The following is a 24,522-nucleotide window of genomic DNA, read 5'->3' as shown; positions in this document are numbered from 1 at the left end:
TTTTTACGCTTCATCACTCACGCCTGCCTGGGCAAAAGAGTGCTTTTGCGTATGTGCCTGTCGCCTGAGACCGCTAATTCTCTCCGGTCTCTTTAAAAATTAAAATTCTTTTCTCAGCCAGGAATTGAGTCGTTTGACCCAGGAACCGACCGACGTACGTTTTTCCACTTCTGCTTCACCACTCAAATGGGACTCTTTCCCGTAGTGCAGCAGGCCCACGGCCGTTGAATAATACGGCTCCTGAGCGTAATCCGTTAACCCGGTAATATTCAGCGGCGCACCAATACGGACTTGCGTATGGAACACTCGCTGGGCACAGGCGGCAAGACCTTCAATTTGCGCTGCACCACCGGTTAATACAATCCCCGCCGCGAGATGGTGTTTCACACCCTGCTGACGAAGCTGTTCTTGTAACTGTAAAATCTCTTCGTTGACGAGATTGAGCAGCTCGGTATAACGCGGCTCAATCACCTCTGCCAGCGTCTGACGCTGCAGACTGCGCGGCGGACGACCGCCCACGCTTGGCACTTCAACGCTCTCATCTTTGCCGACGATGGAGCCTAATGCACAACCATGGCGCACTTTAATCGCCTCTGCATCGCTCGGAGGCGTACCAAAGGCGTAAGCGATATCGCTGGTCACGACATTCCCGGCATAAGGGATGACTTTAGTGTGACGCAATGCACCGCCCGTATACACGGCCATATCCATTGTACCACCACCGATATCAACCACACAGACGCCCAATTCACGTTCGTCTTCAGTCAGAACCGAGTAGCTTGCTGCCAGGCCTGCAAAAATAAGTTGGTCAACTTTCAGCCCACAACGTTCAACGGCTTTGACGATGTTTTTCGCCATGTCGTTGTGACATGTGATCAAGTGCACTTTTGCCTGCATACGCACGCCGGAAAGACCGACCGGATTTTTGATACCTTCCTGGTAGTCGATCGCATATTCCTGCGGAATCACGTGCAGCACGCGGTGTTCATCCCGCACGCGCACGGATTTAGCCGTGTGCACTACGTTTTCAACGTCTTCCTGCGTCACTTCCTCTTCGGAAATCGGCACCATCCCGATTTCGTTCTGGCAGCTAATGTGCTTACCAGAGAGGGCCAGATAGACGGAGGAAATCTGGCAATCTGCCATTAATTCTGCCTGATCGATGGCGCGCTGTACGCATTTCACCACCGACTCGAGGTCGTTTACCCCACCTTTATCCATACCACGGGACGGGCAACTGCCCACACCAATGATATTGACCATACCGTCGGGCAGAACTTCCCCTACTAAAGCGGCAACCTTAGCGGTGCCAATCTCCAGTCCAACTACCAGTTTTCTGTCCGTCGCCTTGATCATTGTTGTTCTGCCTGTACCTGTGCCTGATTCTGTTGCTGATTAGGTTCCTCAACCGGAGCCGGTACCCAACCGACTGCTGCGCCTGAGTCATAGCGCAAATCAACGTAGCTTATCCGTTTGCCGTCGGTCTGCGCCTGCTGCTGTAAAACGGGGTACAGTTCTACAAAACGCGCCAAACGCTTCATCGTGTCGCCGCGACCAAGATTGAGCTTAATCCCATTCGTCAACGTCAGCTGCCAGGAGCGGCGAGCCGTCATTGACGCATCTTTTAACGCAAATCTGTCCTTAGCCAGCACCTGCCCCATCTCGCGAAAACCTTGTAGCACTTCGTTTTCACTGCCTTCCGGGCCAGACAACATCGGTAAACTTTGCTTGCTGACACGATCTGCCGGGACGCTGAACGAATTTCCGTCTACGTCGACCATATGCTGATCATTCCAACGCGCAATGGGCACATATTCAACCAGATGAATCTTCAATTCATCAGGCCATTGCTTTCTGACGCTCGCCTGTTTTATCCATGGCAGACGTTCAATCTGGCTCTGGATAATGTTGACGTCCTGGGTCATGAAAGTGCCAGGCGATCCCAACGCAAGGATCGACTGACGGATATCATCGTTACGCGTGTAGTGACGCTCGCCGGTGACCACCAGTTTTGACAGCGGTAACCGTTGCGCATCTTCCATCCAGCCCAACACCATCCAGCCGCTGATAAACACGGTACACAGCACACCGAGCAGGAACAAGATCCCTGCAAGACGCGTTCCATTACTCCGTCCTGAAGAGGAATATTCTTCCTCTTCTTCGCGGTTGCGCGTGTTTAGTGCAGCCTGCGACATATCAGCCCGCCTGGTCCAGAATACGTACGACTAACTGCGAGAAGCTCATGCCCGCCTGACGCGCCGCCATCGGCACCAGGCTGTGGCTGGTCATACCCGGTGAGGTATTCGCTTCCAGCAGGTAAAATTCTCCGTCGCTGTCCTGCATCACATCGATGCGTCCCCAGCCACGGCAACCCAAAACAGTCCAGGCTTTAAGCACCAGGTCCTGTAAATCTGCTTCACGCTCTGCTTCCAGACCACTTGGGCAGAAATATTGCGTCTCATCAGAGAGATACTTCGCTTCATAATCATAGAAGGTTCCAGCGGGTTGGATACGAATTGACGGCAAAATTTCTTCGCCGAGCATCGCCACGGTAAATTCCGGACCGCTGAGCCATTTTTCAATCAGAACTTCTTCATCATGTTGAAAAGCCAGTGCTAACGCCTGGGTTAAATCACCAGCTTGATCAACTTTGGACATACCGACGCTTGAGCCTTCACGGCTGGGTTTGACAATAACCGGCAAACCCAACTGCGCAATGCGCGCATTGACGCTCTCGTCAACGCCCGCTTCAAACTCGCGGCGCGTCAGCGCAACCCATGGCGCAACGGGTAAACCCGCGCCCTGCCACAGTAATTTACTGCGTAATTTGTCCATGGAAATGGCGGAGGCCATTACACCACTACCGGTGTAAGGCAAACCGATTAAATCCAATAGCCCTTGCAGCGTACCGTCTTCACCGCCACGACCGTGTAAAGCGATAAAGACTTTATGAAACCCCATCTCCTTGAGACGGGTGATGTCCGTCTCTTTAGGATCAACTGGGTGGGCGTTGACTCCCCCCTCACGCAGACCCGCCAGCACGGCGGCGCCGGAGTTCAGTGAGACGTCACGCTCAGCAGAGGTTCCGCCAAAGAGGACCGCAATCTTATCAGCCATTGCGTTCGTCCTCTGAGGTTTGCGGCGTCAGTTTGATTTGCGCTAAGTTACGCGCGATTTTGCCGATATTTCCCGCGCCCTGAATCAGAATCAAATCGTTACCGGTCAGCACTGGCGCCAGAATTTCAGCCGCCTGAGCCGGATCGGAAACCAGAATCGGGTCTACCTTACCGCGTCCGCGTATCGTACGACACAAAGAACGGCTGTCCGCGCCCGGAATCGGAGTTTCACCCGCTGAATAAACATCCAGCATCAGCAGCGTATCCACCTGCGACAGCACGTTTGCGAAGTCGTCATAAAGATCGCGCGTACGTGTGTAGCGGTGTGGCTGGAAAATCATCACCAGATTTTTGTCCGGCCAGCCCGCACGTGCCGCTTTAATGGTTGCATCCACTTCTGTCGGATGGTGACCATAATCATCCACCAGCATCGCGGTACCTGCTTTGCCGTTTACCGGCTCCAGCGGGAATTCACCGAGGAAGTCGAAACGACGCCCTGTGCCCTGGAAACCTTCCAGCGCGTGTAAAATTGCCTCGTCCTCAATGCCCTCTTCAGTGGCGACAGCCACCGCAGCCGCAGCATTGAGCGCATTGTGGCGTCCCGGTGCATTCAAGGTAACGCGCAGCAGCGGTTTGTCCTGACGTGCCAGGGTGAAATGGCCCTGCGCACCGATTTGCGTGTAATCTTCCACCCGCACGTCCGCATCTTCGCTGAAACCGTAAGTCGTAATCTGACGACCCACACGCGGCAGCAATTCACGAATCACCGGATCGTCCACACACATCACCGCACGACCATAAAACGGCAAATTGTGCAGGAAATTAATAAACGTCTGCTTTAAATTTTCGAAGTCGCCCTGGTACGTATCCATGTGGTCGGCTTCGATGTTGGTGACAATCGCCACCATCGGCTGCAGATGCAGGAACGACGCGTCGCTCTCATCCGCTTCAGCAATGAGATAACGGCTATGGCCCAGACGCGCGTGAACGCCCGCCGCTTTTACCAGACCACCGTTGACGAAGGTCGGATCAAGACCGGCTTCTGCATAAATACTGGAGACCATCGCCGTGGTCGTCGTTTTACCGTGGGTACCCGCAACGGCAATACCGTGACGAAAGCGCATCAGCTCAGCCAGCATCTCTGCGCGGCGAATCACCGGGATACGCGCTTCGTGCGCGGCAACAATCTCCGGGTTATCAGAGGAGATCGCGCTTGAGACCACAACAACACTCGCATCAAGTACGTTTTCAGGACGATGGTTGAAATAGATGGTCGCCCCAAGCGACGCCAACTGTTGCGTAACAGGGTTCGGCGCCAGATCGGAACCGCTGATCTGGTAACCTTCGTTCGCTAAAACTTCGGCAATACCGCCCATACCTGCGCCGCCGATGCCAACGAAGTGGATGTGCCGGACGCGACGCATCTCGGGCACGATTGAACGCAGTTTCGCCAGTTGTTGTGTATTCATTCTCTAACCGCCATCGATACTTCTAAAAATTCGTGCAACGCAAAACGCGCTGCAAGGGTTAAGCCTTTGCTGCCAGGCTCACTTCATTTGCCACCCGCTCGGTCGCATCCGGAATAGCCGTCGCGCGTGCGCGTTCGGCCATCTCCAGCAGAGTCGCTCTGTCCCAGCCCGCGAGGGTGGTAGCGACGGCGTCTGCGGTAAACTGTGGCTGTTCAAAAATCTTTGCGGCACCCGCTTTCTCAAGCGGCAACGCATTCCAGTACTGCTGGCGATCTTTGTGCTGAAAAGGCACAAACACTGCTGGCAATCCCGCTGCGGCGATTTCACTCACCGTCAGTGCGCCGGAACGGCACACCACGACATCGGCCCAGGCATAGGCCGCTGCCATATCGTCAATAAATTCAGTAACTTTATGCTGAGACTGACCGGCTTCGGCATACGCCTGTTCGACCATTGGCTGCGCACCTTTGCCGCTCTGATGCCAGATCGTCACGCTATCGCCCAGTTTTGCCGCCACCTGTGGCAGGGTCTGGTTCAAAATCCGCGCGCCCTGAGAGCCGCCGACAACCAGCACCCGCACCGGGCCTTCGCGCCCGATCAGGCGTTCCTGCGGCAACGGGAGCGCCAGCACATCGACGCGCACCGGATTACCCACTACGTCTGCGTCAGGAAACGCCCCCGGGAAAGCCTGCATCACTTTGGTGGCAATTTTTGCCAGCCATTTGTTGGTCAGCCCGGCGATACCGTTCTGCTCATGGAGCACAACCGGGATCCCGAGCGACCAGGCCGCCAGTCCACCCGGACCGGAAACATACCCGCCCATCCCCAGCACCGCATCAGGCTTAAAGCGCTTCATGATTGCACGCGCCTGACGCCAGGCGTTGAAGATACGCACCGGAGCCAGCAGCTGCGCTTTGATGCCTTTGCCACGTAAGCCTGAAATCCGAATAAAGTCGATCTCGATACCGTGCTTCGGCACCAGATCGGCTTCCATGCGATCGGCGGTTCCCAGCCAGCGCACTTGCCAGCCTTGATCCATTAAATGGTGCGCAACCGCAAGCCCCGGGAAAACATGTCCGCCGGTACCGCCTGCCATCACCATTAACCGCTTCGGTTGATTCATCGTGAACCTCGTGTAAACGCCTGGGCTTTTTCCAGACGCGTCTCATAATCTATGCGTAACAAGAACATAATTGCCGTCGACATAATCAACAGACTCGAACCACCGTAACTGATCAACGGCAACGTCAGGCCCTTCGTCGGCAGCATACCTGCTGCGGCGCCAACGTTGACCAATGCCTGGAAGCTAAACCAGATACCAATTGAGCAGGCCAGGAAACCTGAGAAGCGGTGATCGATTTCCAGCGCTTTTCGGCCAATCGACATAGCACGGAAAGCGACGAAGAATACCATTAAAAGTGCCAGTACCACACCGATATAACCCAGTTCTTCCCCAATAATGGAGAAGATGAAGTCCGTATGCGCCTCGGGCAGATACTCCAGTTTTTGAACTGAATTGCCTAAACCCTGGCCCCACACTTCACCGCGACCAAAGGCCATCAGAGACTGAGTGAGCTGATAACCGCTGCCGAACGGATCTTCCCAGGGGTTCCAGAAAGAGGTCACACGGCGGATACGATACGGCTCGGCGAGGATCAGCAGGACCACGGCCGAGATGCCCATGCCGATAATCGCGATGAACTGCCACAGCTTGGCACCCGCCAGGAACAGCATCGCCAGCGTGGTGACGAACAGTACCACCACCGTACCGAGGTCCGGCTGCGCCAGCAGAAGCACTGCCAGCACCAGAATCACACCCATCGGTTTTAAGAAGCCGCGCAGGTTATTTCGCACTTCATCAACCTTGCGCACAAGGTAGTTAGCGAGATAGCAAAATAGCGACAGCTTGGTGAATTCCGCAGGCTGAATACGCAGCGGGCCAAAGGCGATCCAGCGCGATGCACCGTTAACGGAGCTACCCACCACCAGCACGATCAACAGCATAATAATGGAGGCGATCAGCATCGCGGTACTGTGGCGCTGCCAGAACTCCATCGGCAGACGCAGCGTAATCAGCGCCAGGCAGAATGCCAGGATGATGTACAAACCGTCACGCTTGGCGAACAGGAAAGGATCGTTCGCCAGACGCTGCCCAACGGGCATAGAAGCCGAGGTCACCATGATAAAACCGACGGCCGCCAGACCCAGCGTGAACCACAGGAGCGCACGGTCGTACATGACCAGGCTATCGGAATCTTTCGTCCGCGAGCCCATCACCCAGCCTTTCAGCGCCGCAAACAGCCAGCCCAGGATTCGGGATCCCGGCATGCGCGGCATTCTCAGGCGAGGGAGAGATAAACGCATCAGCCTAACTCCCTCGCGAGGCGGGTAAACAGATCACCACGCTGTTCGAAATTCTTAAACTGGTCGAGGCTGGCACATGCCGGAGAGAGCAGCACCATATCACCCGGTTTAACCTGAGGCGCGATGAGGCGGATAGCCTGTTCCATCGTTTCAGTTTGTTCAGCAATTTCCGGGCGCAGCTCCGCCAGCTCAGCGCCGTCACGGCCAAAGCAGTACAGGCGGATGTTATCGCTCATCAGATACGGTTTCAGGGACGAGAAATCCGCCGATTTTCCATCGCCGCCTAGCAACAGATACAGCGTGCCATCGACGCGTAATCCTTTCAGTGCAGCTTCGGTGCTGCCCACGTTGGTTGCTTTTGAGTCGTTAATCCAGCGCACGCCGTTGTGCTCCAGCGCCAGCTGGAAGCGGTGCGCCAGACCGGTAAAGGTTGTCAGCGCTTTGAGGCTGGAGGCACGCGGTAAACCTGCGGCATCGGCCAGCGCCAGCGCCGCGAGCGCATTGGTGTAGTTGTGCTGCCCGGAAAGGATCATCTCTTTCACATTCAACACTTTTTCGCCCTTCACACGCAGCCAGGTTTCGCCCTGCTGGTGATTCAGGTGATAGTCACCCATATTCACGCCGAAGCTGATGCAACGTTCGTCCGCACCACGCACTGGCATGGTCAGCGCATCGTCTGCGTTCACCACACAGACTTTCGCATTTTCATAGACACGCAGTTTGGCAGCGCGGTACTGCTGCAGGCCAAACGGATAGCGATCCATATGATCTTCAGTCACGTTCAGGATCGTGGCTGCCACGGCCTGCAGACTAGAGGTGGTTTCCAGCTGGAAGCTGGAAAGTTCAAGTACATACAGCTCGCGAGCCGGATCGAGCAGCATCAGTGCAGGCAGGCCAATATTGCCGCCGACGCCGACGTTAACGCCCGCCGCTTTCGCCATATCGCCGACCAGCGTCGTAACCGTACTTTTGCCGTTAGAGCCGGTAATCGCCACAATCGGCGCCTGAGCTTCACGGCAAAACAGTTCAATATCGCCGACAATTTCAACGCCCGCATCCGCAGCCGCGCTTAATGACGGATGCGCCAGCGCCATCCCAGGGCTGGCGACAATCAGATCGGCATCGAGCAGCCAGGTATCATTCAGACCACCAAGGTGGCGTTCAACCTGTTCTGGCAGCTTGTCCAGACCAGGCGGAGAAACACGCGTATCCATCACACGCGGCGTAACGCCGCGCCCGAGGAAAAAGTCCACGCAGGAAAGGCCCGTAAGGCCTAACCCGATGATAACGACTTTTTTACCCTGGTAATCTGCCATGATTAACGTACCTTCAGCGTGGCCAGGCCAATCAGGACCAGCATCAGCGAAATAATCCAGAAGCGCACAATCACGCGCGGTTCCGGCCAGCCTTTCAGTTCATAGTGGTGGTGAATCGGCGCCATGCGGAAGATGCGCTGACCGCGCAGCTTGAAGGAGCCGACCTGCAAAATTACCGAAAGAGTTTCAACCACAAACACGCCGCCCATAATCACCAGCAAGAACTCCTGACGCAGCAGTACGGCGATAATGCCGAGCGCCCCGCCCAGGGCCAGCGAACCGACGTCGCCCATAAAGACCTGCGCCGGATAGGTGTTGAACCATAAAAAACCGAGGCCCGCGCCGACAATTGCCGTGCAGACAATCACCAGCTCACCGGCGTGACGCAGATAAGGAATGTGCAGGTAGCTGGCAAAGTTCATGTTACCGCTCGCCCATGCCACCAGCGCAAAACCACCGGCGACAAACACGGTTGGCATAATCGCCAGGCCATCGAGACCGTCGGTCAGGTTAACGGCGTTACCCGTTCCGACAATCACGAAGTAGGCCAACAGGATGTAGAACAGGCCCAGCTGCGGCATCACATCTTTAAAGAACGGCACCACCAGCTCGGTCGCCGGCGTGTCTTTCCCTGCCAGATAGAGCGCAAACGCCACGCCGAGGGCAATGACCGACATCCAGAAATATTTCCAGCGGGCAATCAGGCCCTTGGTGTCTTTGCGCACCACTTTGCGATAGTCATCGACAAAACCGATAATGCCGTAGCCGATAAGAACTGTCAGCACGCACCAGACGTAAGGGTTTGACGGGTAAGCCCACAGCAGAACAGAAACGACAATCGCGGTGAGGATCATGATCCCCCCCATAGTCGGCGTGCCGCGTTTGCTGAAGTGTGATTCCGGACCGTCGTTACGCACGACCTGGCCAAAGGAGAGTTTTTGCAGACGGGCGATCATGCGCGGGCCCATCCACAAAGAGATGAACAACGCGGTCAGCAGGCTGACGATGGCGCGAAACGTCAGATAGGAAAAGACGTTAAAGCCTGAATAATATTTGACCAAATGTTCGGCCAGCCAAACTAACATGTTCCGTTCTCCTGTAATGCGTGCACGACCTCTTCCATGGCGGCACTACGTGAACCTTTCACTAAAACCGTCACAATTTGGTGTTCTTTAACAAGCGTTTTAAGGCGCTCAATCAGCGCTATTTTTTCTACGAAATGCTCACCGACACCGCTCGCCTGGCTAATTGCCTGGCTCAGCGTCCCGGCGCTCAATACCCGATCGATGCCAGACGCTTTTGCCGCTTCACCGACCAGGATGTGACAGGCTTCGCTCTCAACACCAAGCTCAGCCATGTCGCCCACCACCATCACGCGGTAGCCCGGCATCTCTGCCAACACCTGCACAGCGGCAGTCATGGAACCGACGTTAGCGTTGTAGGAGTCATCCAGCAGCAGTTTGTTTTCTGCGAGCTGAACCGGGAACAGACGCCCCGGCACCGCTTTCAAATTAGCAAGACCCGCTTTGATCGCCTCATGCGTGGCGCCCACCGCCATCGACAGCGCGGCAGCCGCCAGTGCGTTAGCGATGTTGTGGCGTCCCGGCAGTGGCAGTAAAACGTCCACGCCACCCGTCGGGGTCTGCAGCGTAAATTCGGTCCCGTGAGAGGTCACGTGGATGTTGGTCGCGGTGAAATCGCTGTTGGCCGCATTTGGCGAGAAACGCCACGTTTTGCGAGAACCAATCACGCTTTTCCAGTTCAGCCAGTCGTTGTTATCGGCATTCATAATGGCGATGCCGTCTTTCGGCAGACCGGTGTAGATCTCACCTTTGGCTTTTGCCACGCCTTCCAGCGAGCCAAAGCCTTCAAGATGTGCGGCAGCGAGGTTATTTACTAACGCCGCTTCAGGACGCGTCAGGCTGACGGTCCAGGCAATTTCGCCCTGGTGATTGGCGCCTAATTCGATCACGGCGTAATCGTATTCTTTCGTCAGACGCAGGAGCGTCATCGGTACGCCGATATCATTGTTCAGATTGCCTGCGGTGTAGAGCGTATTGCCGCACTGGCTCAGAATGGCCGCCGTCATCTCTTTTACAGAGGTTTTACCGGAAGAGCCGGTCAGTGCCACAACGCGTGCCGGAACCTGCTGACGCACCCAGGCCGCCAGCTCGCCAAACGCCAGACGGGTGTCTTTCACCACAATCTGCGGCAGGTCGATATCCAACTTACGGCTGACCAGCAGGGCGCCGGCCCCGTTTTCTTTCGCCTGATCGGCAAAATCATGGGCGTCGAAGCGCTCGCCTTTCAGCGCCACAAACAGACAGCCCGCAGTGATTTTGCGGGTGTCGGTAGTTACGGCATCAATAGTCAGATCCTGGCCCAGCAGCTCGCCCTTGAGTAAAGAAGCAGCCTGGCTTAGCGTTAAGCTAATCATGCCACCACTCCCAGCAGGCGTGCCGCTGTGACGCGATCCGAGTAATCCAGGCGACGTGCGCCGACGATCTGGTAATCTTCGTGGCCTTTACCGGCCAGCAGCACGACGTCGTTCTCTTTAGCCTGCATGATGGTATTCGTCACCGCTTCAGCGCGGCCTTCCATCACACGTGCACGCCCGGCATCGAGCATACCCGCGAGAATATCGTTGATAATCGCGCGCGGCTCTTCGGTACGCGGGTTGTCATCTGTTACCACCGGAATATCCGCGAACTGCTCGGCAATCGCCCCCATCAGTGGGCGCTTACCTTTGTCTCGATCCCCGCCACAGCCAAACACGCACCACAGTTTACCAGTGCAGTGCAGACGGGCCGCCTGCAGCGCTTTTTCCAGCGCATCCGGGGTGTGAGCGTAATCGACGACAACCGTTGGTTTGCCCGGTGCGCTAAACACTTCCATGCGGCCACAAACGGGTTGCAAACGCGCGGCGGTTTTCAGCAGATCGGCCAGCGGATAACCCAACGCCAGCAGCGTCGCCAGCGCCAGCAGCAGATTGCTGACGTTAAACGCGCCCATCAGGCGGCTTTCGATTTCGCCTTCGCCCCAGGTGGAGTCAAAGCGAATCGTTGCGCCGCTATCGTGATACTTCACGTCCGTCGCTTTCAGCCAGCGGCCATGACAGTTCGGATTAATGTGGTCTTCCATCGACACAGCCACCGCATCCGGCAGCTTAGCCAGCCAGCGGCGGCCCACTTCATCGTCAGCGTTAACAATCGCCTGACCGCAGTGGTGCGTGGAATAAAGCAGCCATTTCGCAGCTTCGTAGCTTTCCATGTCGCCGTGATAATCAAGGTGATCGCGGCTCAGGTTGGTAAAGACCGATGCCGCAAATTTCAGGGCGGCCACGCGGTGCTGGACCAGACCGTGAGAAGAGACTTCCATCGCAGCGAAGGTCGCGCCCTGCCCTGCCAGACCGGCAAGCACATGCTGCACGTCTACCGCAGAACCGGTGGTGTTTTCCGTCGGGTTCACTTTTCCCAACAGACCGTTGCCGACGGTACCCATCACTGCACTGGTTTCACCCAGCAGCTCGGCCCACTGCGCCATCAGCTGCGTGGTGGTGGTTTTACCGTTGGTGCCCGTGACGCCAACCAGACGCAGCCGATCGGACGGCTCATCATAAAAACGTCCCGCAAGGGCCGAGAGACGCTCGTTTAACTGGCTGAGATAGATGACCGGTACGCCGTGCATTTCACGGACTTCGCCGTCGGTTGCCTCATCTTTTGCCTCAGCAATAATGGCAGCTACACCTTGCGCTATCGCCTGCGGGATATACCGACGCCCGTCCGCCTGATGACCGACTACTGCTACAAAAAGATCGCCCGACGCAGCCATACGGCTGTCGAGTACCATCTCCCGCAGTTCTCGCGCGGGCAGCGTTTGCACCCACGGAGCAAGAAGGTCGCGCAAATTACGATCTGCCACCTGTTCCCTCGCCTTGATTAGTTACAAATTCATTTTTATCGCCCGTGGCCAGCGCATCAGGCTCGATGTTCATGGTGCGTAACACACCGCCCATGATGGCACCGAACACTGGCGCGGAGACGGCGCCGCCGTAGTATTTACCCGCCTGTGGATCGTTAATGACGACCACCAGCGCAAAACGCGGATTGCTGGCAGGCGCGACGCCTGCGGTGTAAGCAATGTATTTGTTGATGTAGCGGCCGTCCGGCCCCACTTTTTTCGCGGTACCGGTTTTAATCGCGATGCGATAGCCCTTGATGGCGGCTTTTACGCCACCGCCGCCCGGCAGGGCGACGCTCTCCATCATGTGCACGACGGTACGCACGGTAGCTTCCGGGAAGATACGCTCGCCGGGAACCGGTGGATCAACTTTGGTAATTGACAGCGGGCGATAGACCCCGTAGCTGCCAATCGTTGCGTAGACTCGCGCTAACTGTAACGGCGTTACCATTAGCCCGTAGCCGAAAGAGAAGGTGGCCCTCTCTATGTCAGACCACCGTTGTTTTTGAGGATATAAGCCACTGCGTTCTCCGACCAACCCCAAATTGGTCGCCTTTCCTAGCCCAAAACGTGAGTAAGTCTCTACTAACGCTGAGGACGGCATCGCTAACGCCAGCTTTGAAACACCGACGTTACTCGACTTCTGTAAAACCCCGGTCAGGGTCAATTCGCTGTAACGCGCCACGTCTTTGATTTCGTGACCGTTAATTCGGTAAGGGATCGTATTCAGAACGGTATTTTCGTTGACAATGCCACGCTGAAGCGCAGTCATCACCACCATCGGTTTGACGGTCGAACCGGGCTCGAAGACGTCAGTGATGGTACGGTTACGCATCACATCTTTTTGCGTCCCCGTCAGGTTATTTGGGTTATAGGACGGGCTGTTGGCCATCGCCAGCACTTCACCGGTGCTGACATCCACCAGCACGGCGCTGCCGGATTCGGCTTTGTTGAACGCCACGGCGTTGTTCAGCTCGCGGTAAACCAGCGCCTGCAGGCGTTCATCGATACTCAGGGCCAGGTTGTGCGCGGCCTGGCTGTCGGTTGAGGAGATATCCTCAATCACGCGGCCATAGCGATCTTTACGCACCACGCGCTCACCCGGCTGACCCGTCAGCCATTTATCAAAGCTCTTTTCGACCCCTTCGATCCCCTGGCTATCAACGTTGGTGAAGCCAATGAGGTGAGCGGTCACTTCTCCCGACGGGTAATAACGGCGTGATTCTTCGCGCAGATGGATGCCCGGCAGTTTCAGTTTTTTGATGTAATCGGCCATATCAGGGTTCACCTGACGCGCCAGATAAATAAAGCGCCCTTTCGGGTTTGCGTTAACGCGGGCCGCCATCTGATCAAGCGGCATTTTCAGCGCATCGGCCAGCGCCTTCCAGCGGTTATCGAGGGTCACGCCCCCGGCGTCATGCAGCTCTTTCGGATCGGCCCAGATCGCTTTCACCGGCACACTGACCGCCAGCGGACGACCGGAACGGTCAGTGATCAGCCCGCGCGAAGTGGAGACCTCCTGCACGCGCAGGGATCGCATGTCGCCCTGACGCACCAGCATGTCCGGTGCAATGATCTGCAACCACGCCGCACGGCCCAGCAGGAACACCAGCGCCAGTAAAATACAGCCACAAAGCAACGCAAAACGCCAACTCACAAAGTTGGCCTGTTCTTCCTGACGTTTCGGTTTTTGCGTTTTCGCCGCTGCTCTCATGCGTCGCGTGTTCCCTTATTTTTGTACTACAATATTTTCCTGCGAAGGATCAACATGCTGCAGCTGCAGCTTTTCCGTTGCGATCCGTTCAACCCGGCTGTGATCGCCGAGCGCGTTTTCTTCAAGAATCAGGTTTCGCCATTCGATATCCAGCGCATCGCGTTCCAGCACCATCTGCTCGCGTTGCGCAGTCAATAAACGGGTATGGTGCGCGGTGGTCACCACCGTCACAGCCGTCACAATGATGCAAATGAACAGGCAGAGTGGCAGCTTCCCAAACCGCAAGAGATCGTCGCCGATCACGCCAGGCAAGGCATGGCGCTCGTTGCTTCCTAACGATCCTTTAACCTTGCTTAAGGTCTCTGTCACTCTGCTGATCATGCGTTCGTCCTCTCTGCAATGCGCAGCACTGAACTACGGGCACGTGGATTCTCTGCCACCTCTTCTTCGCCCGGCATCAACTTGCCTACTACTCGCAACTGACGGCCACCCAGCTTCCTGAGTTGCTCTTCCGTCATCGGCAGTCCAGCGGGCACCTGAGGACCGCGGCTTTGTTCACGCATAAAGCGCTTCACAATACGGTCTTCCAGCGAGTGGAAGCTGATGATGGATAGCCGCCCACCTGGGGCCAGCACGCCGAGCGAGCTTTTTAGCGCCTGCTCTATCTCCTCCAGTTCACTGTTTACCCAGATGCGCACCGCCTGGAAGGTACGGGTCGCGGGATGTTTGAATTTGTCTTTGACCGGCGTTGCCGCGGTCACAACCTCTGCCAGCTCTTTGGTACGCGTCATCGGCTCGATGCGGTTACGCTCCACGATGCCGCGCGCGATACGCTTGCCGAAACGCTCTTCGCCGAAGGTTTTGATCACCCAGGCGATGTCAGCTTCGTCGGCCGTTTGCAGCCATTCCGCCGCAGACTGACCGCGAGTCGGGTCCATACGCATATCCAGCGGCCCGTCACGCATAAAGGAAAAACCGCGTTCTGCATCATCAAGCTGTGGTGAAGAGACGCCAAGATCGAGAAGAATGCCGTCGATCTTGCCCGTCAGGCCGCGCTCGGCGACATAGTCCGCCAACGCAGAGAAAGGTCCATGGACGATGGAAAAGCGTGGATCATCGATGGTCTTCGCCACGGCAATTGCCTGCGGATCGCGATCGATTGCCAGTAAGCGGCCTTCCGCTCCCAGTTGGGAGAGGATCAGACGCGAGTGACCACCGCGACCAAAGGTTCCATCGATATAGATGCCATCAGGATGAATATTCAGGCCGTTGACAGCCTCATCCAGTAGCACCGTTGTATGTTTATAATTTTCCATCATATTTATAGAGACAAGTCCTGCAATCGATCCGACAACACTGCGGAATCAGACTGCTCAGCGTCGATATCTTCCTTGACCTGTTGATACCAGGTCGTTTCATCCCACAGTTCAAACTTGTTGAACTGCCCGACCAGCATCACTTCTTTTGTCAGACCCGCATGCTGGCGCAACACAGGCGCTATCAATAATCGCCCTGCGTTATCCATCTGACATTCACTGGCATGTCCCAATAACAACCGCTGTACGCGGCGTTCCTGCGGATTCATGCTCGACAGTCGCGACAGCTTTTGCTCAATAATTTCCCATTCGGGCAAGGTGTAAAGCAGCAGGCAGGGGTGGTTGATGTCAATGGTGCAAACCATTTGACCAGACGCGTTTTCGATCAGCTGATCGCGATATCGGGTTGGTACCGATAAACGCCCTTTGCTGTCGAGATTGACCAACGCCGCCCCACGGAACATGCCAGCCTCACCCCTTATCACCACTTTAACCCACAAATTCCCACATAAAGGAGTTTACGGAGCGAAGGAAAAGCTTGTCAAGCCAGGACTACCGCGATACAGGACGGAAAGCCCCCTATTTACGGACATAACCCAACTTGATTAATTACTGCACAACTGGCGAGGCAAAATTAACGTCATGAATATTTGTAAGAAAAAAAACAGATATGCATTCGAATGTTAAAAATCACTCCATACCACCACGGGCAAATATAAAGTGTCAGTTTGCGACGCGGGCGGCATTTTAAGACATTACGCACGGGGATAACAGCGCCAGATTCACCGGAGAAGCGTGAATACACAAGACCTGGCACGCAGGTGGGCATCAAAGAAGAAAAAATGGCTGATAATTCAGCATGAGAAGAGGCTTTGTAACAAAACAATACAAAAAAGAGCGCTTACTGTTGCCGAAATAACCTTAAAAAGCCCCCGATGAAAGCAATATGAATTAATAAGAATAGCAGGCTATGAATCTTAGAGAATTATCCTAATTTTAGTCCGGATATTATTTGCCGTGATAATGAGAAACAATCAGGGCAGTTGACCTGCCCTAAAATGATAATTAACGACGATTCAATACACCGCGTCGATAGAGATTACGTTTGATACGCGTCAGCCCTGGTTTTGGCTTGCGCGGTTCATCCAGACTCGCCAGCACAATCTCCAATACGCGCTCAGCCACGTCACGATGACGCTGGGCTACGGCCAGCACCGGACACTGCAGGAAATCGAGCAGTTCGTTATCCCCAAAGGTCGCAATAGCCAGCTCAGAAGGGAGTTTCCCTTCGCGACGAAGCGTCACGTCCATCACGCCCTGTAATAGCGCGAAAGAGGTGGTAAACAGCGCCTGCGGCATCGGGTGCGTCTCCAGCCATTTCTCAAACAGCTGCGCCGCGGCTTCGCGCTCGTAGCTGTTAGCGTAGAGGTAGTGCACTTCACGCGGATCGTCTTTCCAGGCAGTACGGAACCCTTGCTCGCGCAGGAAGCTGACGGACAGCTCCGGCAATGCGCCAAGATAGAGCACGGTTTCTGCCGGGAAGGTACGCAGCTCGGCGGCCAGCATCTCGGCATCATCCTGATCGGCGCCCACGACGCTGGTGAAGTGCTCGCGATCCAGCGCACGATCCAGCGCGACGATCGGGAACGAGCCATTCGCCCAGCGCTGGTAGAAAGGGTGCTCTGGTGGCAGAGAGGTGGAAACAATGATCGCGTCGACCTGACGCTGGAGCAGATGCTCAATGCAGCGCATCTCGTTATCGGGCTGATCTTCCGAGCAGGCGATCAGCAGTTGATAGCCACGCTGGCGCGCCTGACGTTCGAGGTAGTTCGCAATACGGGTGTAGCTGGTGTTTTCCAGATCCGGAATAACCAGACCAATAGATCGGGTGCGCCCGGCACGTAGCCCGGCCGCAACAGCATTCGGATGGTAGTTATGCTCACGAACCACCGCCATGACTTTTTCAACGGTTTTGTCGCTAACACGGTACTGCTTTGCTTTACCGTTAATCACATAGCTCGCCGTAGTTCGTGACACGCCGGCTAGCCGGGCGATTTCATCCAGTTTCACAATTGCCCCTTAAACGAAATAAAAGAGTCCATGGCCTTGTCAGGTTTATGGTTATATCTTTTAACATCTAAACGCAGAATAGAAGTTGCGGCAACCGCTTTTCTCTCCCTTAGGGTCCGTTTAGGCAAAAAAAAACCCGGCTTTGCAGACCGGGTCGAAAGAGGCGAACTTTTTTGACGACTAACGCATAATTTTATCGCCGCGAGACAAGCCCACGACACCCGAGCGCGCCACCTCAACAATTTTGGCGACATCACGCACGGAGGCCAGAAACGCATCGAGTTTATCGCTGGTTCCGGCAAGCTGAACAGTATAGATAGAAGGCGTCACGTCGATGATCTGCCCACGGAAGATATCCGCGTTGCGTTTGACCTCTTCGCGTCCATATCCGCTGGCCTGAATTTTGACCAACATCACTTCGCGCTCAACGTACGCCCCCTGCCCTAATTCACTCACTCGCAGCACATCCACTAATTTATGCAGCTGCTTTTCAATTTGCTCAAGGACTTTCGCATCACCCACGGTCTGAATAGTCATCCGCGACAGCGTCGGATCGTCCGTCGGTGCCACGGTCAGGCTTTCAATGTTGTAACCGCGCTGGGCGAAAAGCCCAATGACGCGCGATAACGCGCCCGATTCGTTTTCCAGAAGTACAGATAATATCCGGCGCATCAGGTTCTCTCCGTTTTGCTCAACCACATTTCATCCATACCGCCGCCACGAATATGCATCGGGTAGACGTGCTCCGTCCCATCGACGATCACATCCACAAAGACCAGGCGGTTGTTCCTGACGTGCTCCAGCGCTTCGCCGAGCTTCGCTTCCAGTTCATTCGGATCGCTGACACGCATGCCGACGTGGCCATAGGCCTCCGCCACGCGCACAAAGTCCGGCAGCGATTTCATATACGACTGGGAGTGACGACCGGAATAGATCATGTCCTGCCACTGCTTCACCATGCCCAGGTAGCCGTTATTCAGATTCAGGACCAGCACCGGGAGATCGTACTGCAAGGCGGTAGAAAGCTCCTGAATGTTCATCTGGATACTGCCATCGCCGGTCACGCATACGACGATCTCATCCGGGAGCGCCAGTTTGACGCCTAATGCAGCAGGCAGCCCGAACCCCATGGTGCCCAGACCGCCGGAATTTATCCAATGGCGCGGTTTATCAAACGGGTAGTAGAGGGCGGCAAACATCTGATGCTGGCCCACATCCGAGGTGACGTAGGCATCCCCTTTTGTCAGTCGCCAGATCGTTTCGATCACCGCCTGCGGCTTAATGTGTTCGCTTTGCGTGTCATATTTCAGGCATTGACGTCCACGCCACTGCTCAATCTGCTGCCACCAGTCGCGAATATCGTCCAGCGGCTGCGCGGCAGGCTCTTGCGCCAGCAGATCCAGCATCTGTTCCAGCACCTGCAGCGCATCGCCGACAATCGGCACATCGGCAGGAACCGTTTTGGAAATCGAGGTCGGGTCGATATCAATGTGCAGCACCGTCGCATTCGGACAGTACTTCGCCAGATTGTTGGTGGTGCGATCGTCAAAGCGCACGCCGACGGCAAAAATCACATCGGAATTGTGCATGGTCATATTGGCTTCATAGGTGCCATGCATACCCAACATACCCAGCGCCTGACGATGCGTGGCCGGAAAAGCACCCAGCCCCATCAACGATGAAGCCACAGGCAAGTTTAATTTTTCGATTAATTCGCACAGCTGCGTATGGCAGTGGGCATTCACAGCACCACCGCCGACATAGACCACCGGTTTTTTCGCCGCAATCAGCGTTTGCAGCGCGCGTTTGATTTGGCCTTTATGCCCCTGGGTCGTTGGATTATAGGAGCGCATGCTCACGGAATCGGGCCAGACGTAAGGCAGTTTATTGGCCGGATTCAAAATATCTTTTGGTAAATCAACCACCACCGGGCCTGGACGTCCACTGGCCGCCAACCAGAAGGCTTTTTTCAGCACCCCTGGAATGTCTTCCGTTTGTTTGACCAGGAAGCTGTGCTTCACCACCGGGCGGGAGATCCCCACCATGTCGCACTCCTGAAAGGCGTCGTAACCAATCAGCGAGGTGGCAACCTGTCCGGATAAAATGACCAGTGGGATGGAATCCATGTAGGCGGTGGCAATGCCGGTAATGGCGTTGGTTGCCCCAGGCCCTGAGGTGACGAGCACCACGCCCACCTCTCCGGTGGCACGTGCCAGACCATCAGCCATATGCACAGCGGCTTGCTCATGACGCACCAGCACATGATCGATACCGCCGACGGTGTGTAACGCATCGTAAATATCGAGGACTGCGCCTCCGGGATAACCGAATACTTGCTTGACGCCCTGATCGATAAGTGACCGGACGACCATTTCGGCGCCAGACAACATCTCCATGGTTTGCCTCCAGGCTTCTTGTTATAGACGAACAGAGGAACTCATTTCCTCGCCGTCTTGCTTTCCAGGGTTTCCCCTGTCTTTCATTTTTGCAGAGTGACCTTCACCTTAACCGCTCCCCATGAGGCAGGCAATCAGCAAACGGAGGCGCGAAAAGAGGCGTAAAAGCAGAATACACAGGCATTATGACAAGATATGGTGAATTCCACTGGAATACACTTTTGTGATGATGGTTCATCGCTTAAATAGGCGGGGAATCAGTAATTCATCTATTTTTGCATGGAAAAAAGCGAAAGGAAAAATTCAATTCAGAATAAAATACTACCCATTAAAAAAATAACAGGATAAACCGGATGCATTGCACCGATTTATCCTGATGTGGATTAGCGCCGACAAACACTGACTAACAGCTCTTCCATCCACTGATGGCCTTTATCTCGCCCGGCCGCTTCGTGCCACGAAAGATAACACGTTCGGCTATTGAGCTTCAGCGGCAGCGATAATATTTGCAGATTAAGCTGGGCAGAGAATTCTTCCGCCAGCCAGCGCGGAGCAATAGCAACAAGTTGAGTCTGCGAAACAATATTTAATACGCTCACCATGGCCATCCCCTGATACGCCACGCAGGCTTGTTTATCCGGTGTGTCATACCACGGCTGGCTAAATGAAGCATATCTGTCGAGTGCCACAACCGCGTGCTGCTCATTATAAACATCATTTTCCAGTAATGGCCCGTTGATGCGCGGGTGAGATTTACTGGCGACTAACACCATTTCATCGTTAAACAGCGGCACACAAGAAAACTCCGGACGGCGAAACTCTTCGTAACCCAGAACAAATTCCGTTTCCTGATAGCGTAACTGATGTTCAGTATTGTGGTTTAAGGAGGACTTAAATATGAGATGAATATTTGGGGCTATTTCTTCCACTTTATTATAGATAACGGAAGTCAGATAATTATCCAACGGACTGCACACGCAGAGATGAAAAACGCGCTCACTGCTTAAAGGTTCGAAACCGGACCCCGGCAGCTCATTCTGCACCAGTTGCAACGCCTGGCGAACAGACGCAAAAAGCTGATAAGCCCTTGCCGTAGGCTGGATGCCGCGGCCATATCGCACGAATAGCTCGTCGTTAAACATTAGCTTCAGCCTGGCGACGGCATTACTCACTGCAGGCTGGGACATTCCCAACGCCTGTGCGGCTCTGGTAATATTTTGTTCCTGCATAACAGCATCAAAAACGGTTAATAAGTTAAGATCCACCGTACGTAGCTGAGGCCTGTTTGCTTCAATGGCGTGAGGCCGTTCATTTGTTTTTTCTAACATATCTAACTCCACTGTCACGCTAAACTCCCTTTGACTTGGCGCAATAATAACTTTTAAAAATATTATTTATCATGCAGATAAAACCAGACAAAGAGAAAAGTTTAAAATTCGGAATATATAAACATTCACGCCAAATAACAGGTGCAGGTATACACAAGCTCAAGCGTTAAAAATTTAAAAGTAATAACTAAAACATTAGGAATGGAATGAAACCATAAATCCAATGAATAAACAACAAGCCTACAGGTAAACAATTATTTAAGTTTTCTTAAACTAATCCATCCTCTCAACGGTTGTCCGTTAACATGTCATTATCATTGCTTGATCTTCATTCACCATTACCGCAACCAGACAGAATCCAACCTAATGATTTTAATGGATTTAATAACCACGCCCTTTAATTTTCAGAAAATAATTAATTGAAACCAATTATATTAAATTTATTCCGGAAACGGTTTTAAAGTCCAAAATTAGACAATTTAAATAACGCCTTAGGGAAAACCTAGCACAATACGCTAAAGAACCAGGACCACAGTTATCATGGATCGCGGACGTTTTTCGCCTCAGGGGTTGACTTGATTCCGCATATCCAGTACCACTAAAAGCATAACGCATTCATCTGGAGCCTGATTCATGATTCGTACCGTTCGTTTCCTCAGCCTACTACTACTAAACGCATCCACTGTGCGCGGTAGGCTGGCGGGCGAAATTCAACGTTGAATCGTCTCCGGTAAACAAAAAACCCGCGCCATTGCGCGGGTTTTTTTATGCTCGTAGCAAGGCGCCCCAGGACAGACAAGGACCAAACCCATGAGCCAGCAAGTCGTTATTTTCGATACAACTTTACGTGACGGTGAACAGGCGTTACAGGCAAGCCTGAGTGTGAAAGAGAAACTGCAGATTGCGCTGGCCCTGGAACGTATGGGTGTCGACGTAATGGAAGTGGGCTTCCCGGTCTCTTCACCGGGTGACTTTGAATCCGTCCAGACCATTGCGCGCACCATCAAAAACAGCCGCGTGTGTGGTCTGGCCCGCTGTGTCGAGAAAGATATCGACGTGGCCGCCGAATCCTTGAAAGTGGCTGAAGCCTTCCGAATTCACACCTTTATTGCCACCTCCCCGATGCACATCGCAACCAAACTGCGTAGCACCCTGGATGAAGTGATCGAACGCGCGGTGTACATGGTGAAACGCGCCCGTAACTACACCGACGACGTCGAATTCTCCTGCGAAGATGCTGGCCGCACGCCGATTGCCGATCTGGCCCGCGTAGTAGAAGCCGCGATTAACGCGGGTGCCACTACTATCAACATCCCGGACACCGTCGGCTACACCATGCCGTTCGAGTTCTCCAACATCATCACCGGCCTGTATGAACATGTGCCGAACATTGATAAAGCCATTATTTCTGTCCATACCCACGACGATTTGGGCCTGGCCGTGGGCAACGCCATTGCCGCAGTCCACGCCGGGGCTCGCCAGGTGGAAGGCGCCATGAACGGCATCGGTGAACGTGCCGGTAACTGTTCACTGGAAGAGGTGATCATGGCGATCAAAGTGCGCAAAGATATCATGAATGTGCAGACCCGCATTAATCACAACGAAATCTGGCGCACCAGCCAGACCGTCAGCCAGATTTGCAATATGCCTATCCCGGCGAACAAAGCGATTGTCGGCACTGGCGCCTTCGCCCACTCCTCCGGTATTCATCAGGACGGCGTGCTGAAGAACCGTGAAAACTACGAAATCATGACTCCGGAATCCATCGGTCTGAATCAGGTGCAGTTGAATCTGACCTCCCGCTCTGGCCGTGCGGCGGTGAAACACCGCATGGAAGAGATGGGTTACAAGGAAAGCGACTACAACATGGATCACCTGTACGACGCGTTCCTGAAACTGGCCGATAAAAAAGGCCAGGTCTTCGACTACGACCTGGAAGCATTAGCCTTCATTAATAAACAGCAGGAAGAGCCAGAGCACTTCCGTCTGGACTACTTCAGCGTGCAGTCCGGCTCCAGCGATATCGCGACCGCCTCGGTCAAACTGGCCTGCGGCGATGAAGTTAAAGCCGAAGCCGCCAACGGTAACGGCCCGGTAGATGCGATTTATCAGGCGATCAACCGCATCACCGACTACAACATCGAGCTGGTCAAATACGATTTGAGCGCCAAAGGTCACGGCAAAGATGCGCTGGGTCAGGTCGACATTGTTGTCACCTATAACGGCCGTCGTTTCCACGGCGTTGGCCTGGCGACAGATATCGTCGAATCCTCAGCCAAAGCCATGGTGCATGTCCTGAACAATATCTGGCGCGCCGCAGAAGTCGAAAAAGAGTTACAACGCAAAGCTCAGAATAAAGAGAACAATAAGGAAACCGTGTAATGTCGAAGAATTACCATATTGCTGTGTTGCCGGGCGATGGCATTGGCCCGGAAGTGATGACACAAGCCCTGAAAGTCCTGGAAGCAATCCGCGCCCGTTTCGCGATGAAAATCACCACCAGCCACTACGATGTGGGCGGTATTGCGATTGATAACCACGGCACCCCGCTGCCGAAAGCCACCGTTGAAGGCTGCGAAAACGCCGATGCGGTCCTGTTTGGCTCCGTCGGCGGCCCGAAATGGGAACATCTGCCACCCGCAGAACAACCTGAGCGCGGCGCGCTGCTGCCGCTGCGTAAGCATTTCAAACTGTTCAGCAACCTGCGTCCGGCGAAACTGTATCAGGGGCTGGAAGAGTTTTGCCCGCTGCGTGCCGACATTGCCGCCAACGGCTTCGACATTCTGTGCGTGCGTGAATTAACCGGCGGGATCTACTTCGGCCAGCCGAAGGGCCGCGAAGGCAGCGGTCAGCACGAGAAAGCGTTCGATACCGAGGTTTATCACCGTTTTGAAATCGAACGTATTGCCCGCATCGCGTTTGAATCTGCGCGCAAACGTCGTCACAAAGTGACCTCTATTGATAAAGCTAACGTCCTGCAATCCTCGATTCTGTGGCGCGAAATCGTCAACGAAATCGCCAAAGAGTACCCGGATGTGGAGCTGGCGCACATGTACATCGACAACGCCACCATGCAGCTGATCAAAGACCCGTCGCAGTTCGACGTGCTGCTGTGTTCCAACCTGTTCGGCGATATTTTGTCCGATGAATGTGCGATGATCACCGGCTCCATGGGCATGCTGCCCTCCGCCAGCCTGAACGAAGAGGGCTTTGGCCTGTACGAGCCTGCGGGCGGTTCCGCGCCGGATATCGCCGGTAAAAATATCGCGAACCCGATTGCACAGATCCTCTCCCTGGCCCTGCTGCTGCGCTACAGCCTGGACGCGAACGACGCAGCCGATGCAATCGAAAGCGCCATTAACCGCGCATTAGAAGAAGGTATCCGCACGGGCGATTTAGCGCGCGGCGCGGCGGCCGTCAGTACCGATGAAATGGGCGATATCATTGCCCGCTATGTCGCTGAAGGGGTGTAA

21 protein-coding genes are annotated in these 24,522 nt (G+C 54.6%); 3 read left to right on the top strand and 18 right to left on the bottom strand.

Annotated elements, in window-relative coordinates; all coding sequences use genetic code 11:
• Nucleotides 1-99 precede the first annotated feature (99 nt).
• The 18 genes from ftsA to leuO all read right to left on the bottom strand — a co-directional run bounded on the left by ftsA (nucleotide 100) and on the right by leuO (nucleotide 21,049).
• Entirely contained in the window at nucleotides 100-1,356 is a 1,257-nt protein-coding gene (gene ftsA / locus ACB496_RS03615) for a cell division protein FtsA (RefSeq protein WP_095280777.1), read from the bottom strand.
• Nucleotides 1,353-2,195, bottom strand: coding sequence for a cell division protein FtsQ (ftsQ, locus tag ACB496_RS03610; RefSeq protein WP_100777620.1), 843 nt, complete (start codon nucleotides 2,193-2,195; stop codon nucleotides 1,353-1,355). Before ftsQ ends, ftsA begins: the two co-directional genes overlap by 4 nt.
• A 1-nt stretch (nucleotide 2,196) precedes the next feature.
• Complete coding sequence (locus tag ACB496_RS03605) at nucleotides 2,197-3,117, bottom strand: D-alanine--D-alanine ligase (RefSeq protein ID WP_181827336.1); 921 nt, start codon at nucleotides 3,115-3,117, stop codon at nucleotides 2,197-2,199.
• Complete coding sequence (gene murC, locus ACB496_RS03600) at nucleotides 3,110-4,585, bottom strand: UDP-N-acetylmuramate--L-alanine ligase (RefSeq protein WP_107702258.1); 1,476 nt, start codon at nucleotides 4,583-4,585, stop codon at nucleotides 3,110-3,112. The genes ACB496_RS03605 and murC overlap by 8 nt, the downstream gene beginning before the upstream one ends.
• Before the next feature lie 58 nt (nucleotides 4,586-4,643).
• Entirely contained in the window at nucleotides 4,644-5,708 is a 1,065-nt protein-coding gene (gene murG / locus ACB496_RS03595) for an undecaprenyldiphospho-muramoylpentapeptide beta-N-acetylglucosaminyltransferase (protein WP_371974464.1), read from the bottom strand.
• The gene (gene ftsW / locus ACB496_RS03590) at nucleotides 5,705-6,949 is read right to left on the bottom strand and encodes a cell division protein FtsW (protein ID WP_102104595.1); all 1,245 of its coding nucleotides are present in this window, start codon (nucleotides 6,947-6,949) and stop codon (nucleotides 5,705-5,707) included. Before ftsW ends, murG begins: the two co-directional genes overlap by 4 nt.
• Complete coding sequence (murD, locus tag ACB496_RS03585; protein WP_371974462.1) at nucleotides 6,949-8,265, bottom strand: UDP-N-acetylmuramoyl-L-alanine--D-glutamate ligase; 1,317 nt, start codon at nucleotides 8,263-8,265, stop codon at nucleotides 6,949-6,951. Before murD ends, ftsW begins: the two co-directional genes overlap by 1 nt.
• 2 nt (nucleotides 8,266-8,267) lie before the next feature.
• Nucleotides 8,268-9,350 carry a phospho-N-acetylmuramoyl-pentapeptide-transferase gene (gene mraY, locus ACB496_RS03580; protein WP_095280770.1) on the bottom strand — a complete coding sequence of 361 codons (1,083 nt, stop codon included), beginning with the start codon at nucleotides 9,348-9,350 and terminating at the stop codon, nucleotides 8,268-8,270.
• On the bottom strand, nucleotides 9,344-10,702 hold the full coding sequence (gene murF, locus ACB496_RS03575) for a UDP-N-acetylmuramoyl-tripeptide--D-alanyl-D-alanine ligase (RefSeq protein ID WP_371974461.1): 1,359 nt from the start codon (nucleotides 10,700-10,702) through the stop codon (nucleotides 9,344-9,346). The genes mraY and murF overlap by 7 nt, the downstream gene beginning before the upstream one ends.
• The gene (gene murE, locus ACB496_RS03570; protein WP_100777627.1) at nucleotides 10,699-12,186 is read right to left on the bottom strand and encodes a UDP-N-acetylmuramoyl-L-alanyl-D-glutamate--2,6-diaminopimelate ligase; all 1,488 of its coding nucleotides are present in this window, start codon (nucleotides 12,184-12,186) and stop codon (nucleotides 10,699-10,701) included. Before murE ends, murF begins: the two co-directional genes overlap by 4 nt.
• Complete coding sequence (locus tag ACB496_RS03565; RefSeq protein WP_100777628.1) at nucleotides 12,173-13,939, bottom strand: peptidoglycan glycosyltransferase FtsI; 1,767 nt, start codon at nucleotides 13,937-13,939, stop codon at nucleotides 12,173-12,175. Before ACB496_RS03565 ends, murE begins: the two co-directional genes overlap by 14 nt.
• Nucleotides 13,940-13,954: 15 nt before the next feature.
• A complete protein-coding gene (ftsL, locus tag ACB496_RS03560) occupies nucleotides 13,955-14,320 on the bottom strand; it encodes a cell division protein FtsL (RefSeq protein ID WP_014068894.1) in 366 nt (121 codons plus the stop codon).
• The gene (gene rsmH, locus ACB496_RS03555; RefSeq protein WP_371974460.1) at nucleotides 14,317-15,258 is read right to left on the bottom strand and encodes a 16S rRNA (cytosine(1402)-N(4))-methyltransferase RsmH; all 942 of its coding nucleotides are present in this window, start codon (nucleotides 15,256-15,258) and stop codon (nucleotides 14,317-14,319) included. Before rsmH ends, ftsL begins: the two co-directional genes overlap by 4 nt.
• 2 nt (nucleotides 15,259-15,260) lie before the next feature.
• Nucleotides 15,261-15,719, bottom strand: coding sequence for a division/cell wall cluster transcriptional repressor MraZ (gene mraZ / locus ACB496_RS03550; RefSeq protein ID WP_107702261.1), 459 nt, complete (start codon nucleotides 15,717-15,719; stop codon nucleotides 15,261-15,263).
• Between the two features lie 601 nt (nucleotides 15,720-16,320).
• Nucleotides 16,321-17,325: a catabolite repressor/activator gene (cra, locus tag ACB496_RS03545; RefSeq protein WP_100777631.1), complete on the bottom strand. Its 1,005-nt coding sequence runs from the start codon at nucleotides 17,323-17,325 to the stop codon at nucleotides 16,321-16,323.
• Nucleotides 17,326-17,505: 180 nt separating this feature from the next.
• The gene (gene ilvN / locus ACB496_RS03540) at nucleotides 17,506-17,997 is read right to left on the bottom strand and encodes an acetolactate synthase small subunit (RefSeq protein WP_100777632.1); all 492 of its coding nucleotides are present in this window, start codon (nucleotides 17,995-17,997) and stop codon (nucleotides 17,506-17,508) included.
• A complete protein-coding gene (gene ilvI, locus ACB496_RS03535; RefSeq protein WP_312069996.1) occupies nucleotides 17,997-19,721 on the bottom strand; it encodes an acetolactate synthase 3 large subunit in 1,725 nt (574 codons plus the stop codon). The genes ilvN and ilvI overlap by 1 nt, the downstream gene beginning before the upstream one ends.
• A 383-nt stretch (nucleotides 19,722-20,104) precedes the next feature.
• Nucleotides 20,105-21,049: a transcriptional regulator LeuO gene (gene leuO, locus ACB496_RS03530; protein ID WP_100777634.1), complete on the bottom strand. Its 945-nt coding sequence runs from the start codon at nucleotides 21,047-21,049 to the stop codon at nucleotides 20,105-20,107.
• Between the two features lie 633 nt (nucleotides 21,050-21,682).
• Here leuO and leuL point away from each other — a divergent pair.
• The 3 genes from leuL (at nucleotide 21,683) to leuB (ending at nucleotide 24,522) form a co-directional block, all read left to right on the top strand.
• Nucleotides 21,683-21,769, top strand: coding sequence for a leu operon leader peptide (gene leuL, locus ACB496_RS03525; RefSeq protein WP_100777635.1), 87 nt, complete (start codon nucleotides 21,683-21,685; stop codon nucleotides 21,767-21,769).
• A gap of 90 nt (nucleotides 21,770-21,859) precedes the next feature.
• Nucleotides 21,860-23,431 (top strand): 2-isopropylmalate synthase, encoded by a 1,572-nt coding sequence (gene leuA / locus ACB496_RS03520; RefSeq protein WP_100777636.1) that lies wholly within the window; start codon nucleotides 21,860-21,862, stop codon nucleotides 23,429-23,431.
• A complete protein-coding gene (gene leuB, locus ACB496_RS03515; protein ID WP_100777637.1) occupies nucleotides 23,431-24,522 on the top strand; it encodes a 3-isopropylmalate dehydrogenase in 1,092 nt (363 codons plus the stop codon). The genes leuA and leuB overlap by 1 nt, the downstream gene beginning before the upstream one ends.

The organism is Lelliottia nimipressuralis (genome assembly GCF_041464075.1).
Classification (GTDB): domain Bacteria; phylum Pseudomonadota; class Gammaproteobacteria; order Enterobacterales; family Enterobacteriaceae; genus Enterobacter; species Enterobacter nimipressuralis.
This window is presented reverse-complemented; position numbering and strand designations above follow the sequence as displayed.

Bases quoted from the DNA above. Each gene is read 5' to 3' on its own strand.
- ftsA (WP_095280777.1), bottom strand. From the start codon at position 1,356: ATGATCAAGGCGACGGACAGAAAACTGGTAGTTGGACTGGAGATTGGC.
- ftsQ (WP_100777620.1), bottom strand. From the start codon at position 2,195: ATGTCGCAGGCTGCACTAAACACGCGCAACCGCGAAGAAGAGGAAGAA.
- ACB496_RS03605 (WP_181827336.1), bottom strand. From the start codon at position 3,117: ATGGCTGATAAGATTGCGGTCCTCTTTGGCGGAACCTCTGCTGAGCGT.
- murC (WP_107702258.1), bottom strand. From the start codon at position 4,585: ATGAATACACAACAACTGGCGAAACTGCGTTCAATCGTGCCCGAGATG.
- murG (WP_371974464.1), bottom strand. From the start codon at position 5,708: ATGAATCAACCGAAGCGGTTAATGGTGATGGCAGGCGGTACCGGCGGA.
- ftsW (WP_102104595.1), bottom strand. From the start codon at position 6,949: ATGCGTTTATCTCTCCCTCGCCTGAGAATGCCGCGCATGCCGGGATCC.
- murD (WP_371974462.1), bottom strand. From the start codon at position 8,265: ATGGCAGATTACCAGGGTAAAAAAGTCGTTATCATCGGGTTAGGCCTT.
- mraY (WP_095280770.1), bottom strand. From the start codon at position 9,350: ATGTTAGTTTGGCTGGCCGAACATTTGGTCAAATATTATTCAGGCTTT.
- murF (WP_371974461.1), bottom strand. From the start codon at position 10,702: ATGATTAGCTTAACGCTAAGCCAGGCTGCTTCTTTACTCAAGGGCGAG.
- ACB496_RS03565 (WP_100777628.1), bottom strand. From the start codon at position 13,939: ATGAGAGCAGCGGCGAAAACGCAAAAACCGAAACGTCAGGAAGAACAG.
- ftsL (WP_014068894.1), bottom strand. From the start codon at position 14,320: ATGATCAGCAGAGTGACAGAGACCTTAAGCAAGGTTAAAGGATCGTTA.
- rsmH (WP_371974460.1), bottom strand. From the start codon at position 15,258: ATGATGGAAAATTATAAACATACAACGGTGCTACTGGATGAGGCTGTC.
- mraZ (WP_107702261.1), bottom strand. From the start codon at position 15,719: ATGTTCCGTGGGGCGGCGTTGGTCAATCTCGACAGCAAAGGGCGTTTA.
- ilvN (WP_100777632.1), bottom strand. From the start codon at position 17,997: ATGCGCCGGATATTATCTGTACTTCTGGAAAACGAATCGGGCGCGTTA.
- ilvI (WP_312069996.1), bottom strand. From the start codon at position 19,721: ATGGAGATGTTGTCTGGCGCCGAAATGGTCGTCCGGTCACTTATCGAT.
- leuO (WP_100777634.1), bottom strand. From the start codon at position 21,049: ATGTTAGAAAAAACAAATGAACGGCCTCACGCCATTGAAGCAAACAGG.
- leuL (WP_100777635.1), top strand. From the start codon at position 21,683: ATGATTCGTACCGTTCGTTTCCTCAGCCTACTACTACTAAACGCATCC.
- leuA (WP_100777636.1), top strand. From the start codon at position 21,860: ATGAGCCAGCAAGTCGTTATTTTCGATACAACTTTACGTGACGGTGAA.
- leuB (WP_100777637.1), top strand. From the start codon at position 23,431: ATGTCGAAGAATTACCATATTGCTGTGTTGCCGGGCGATGGCATTGGC.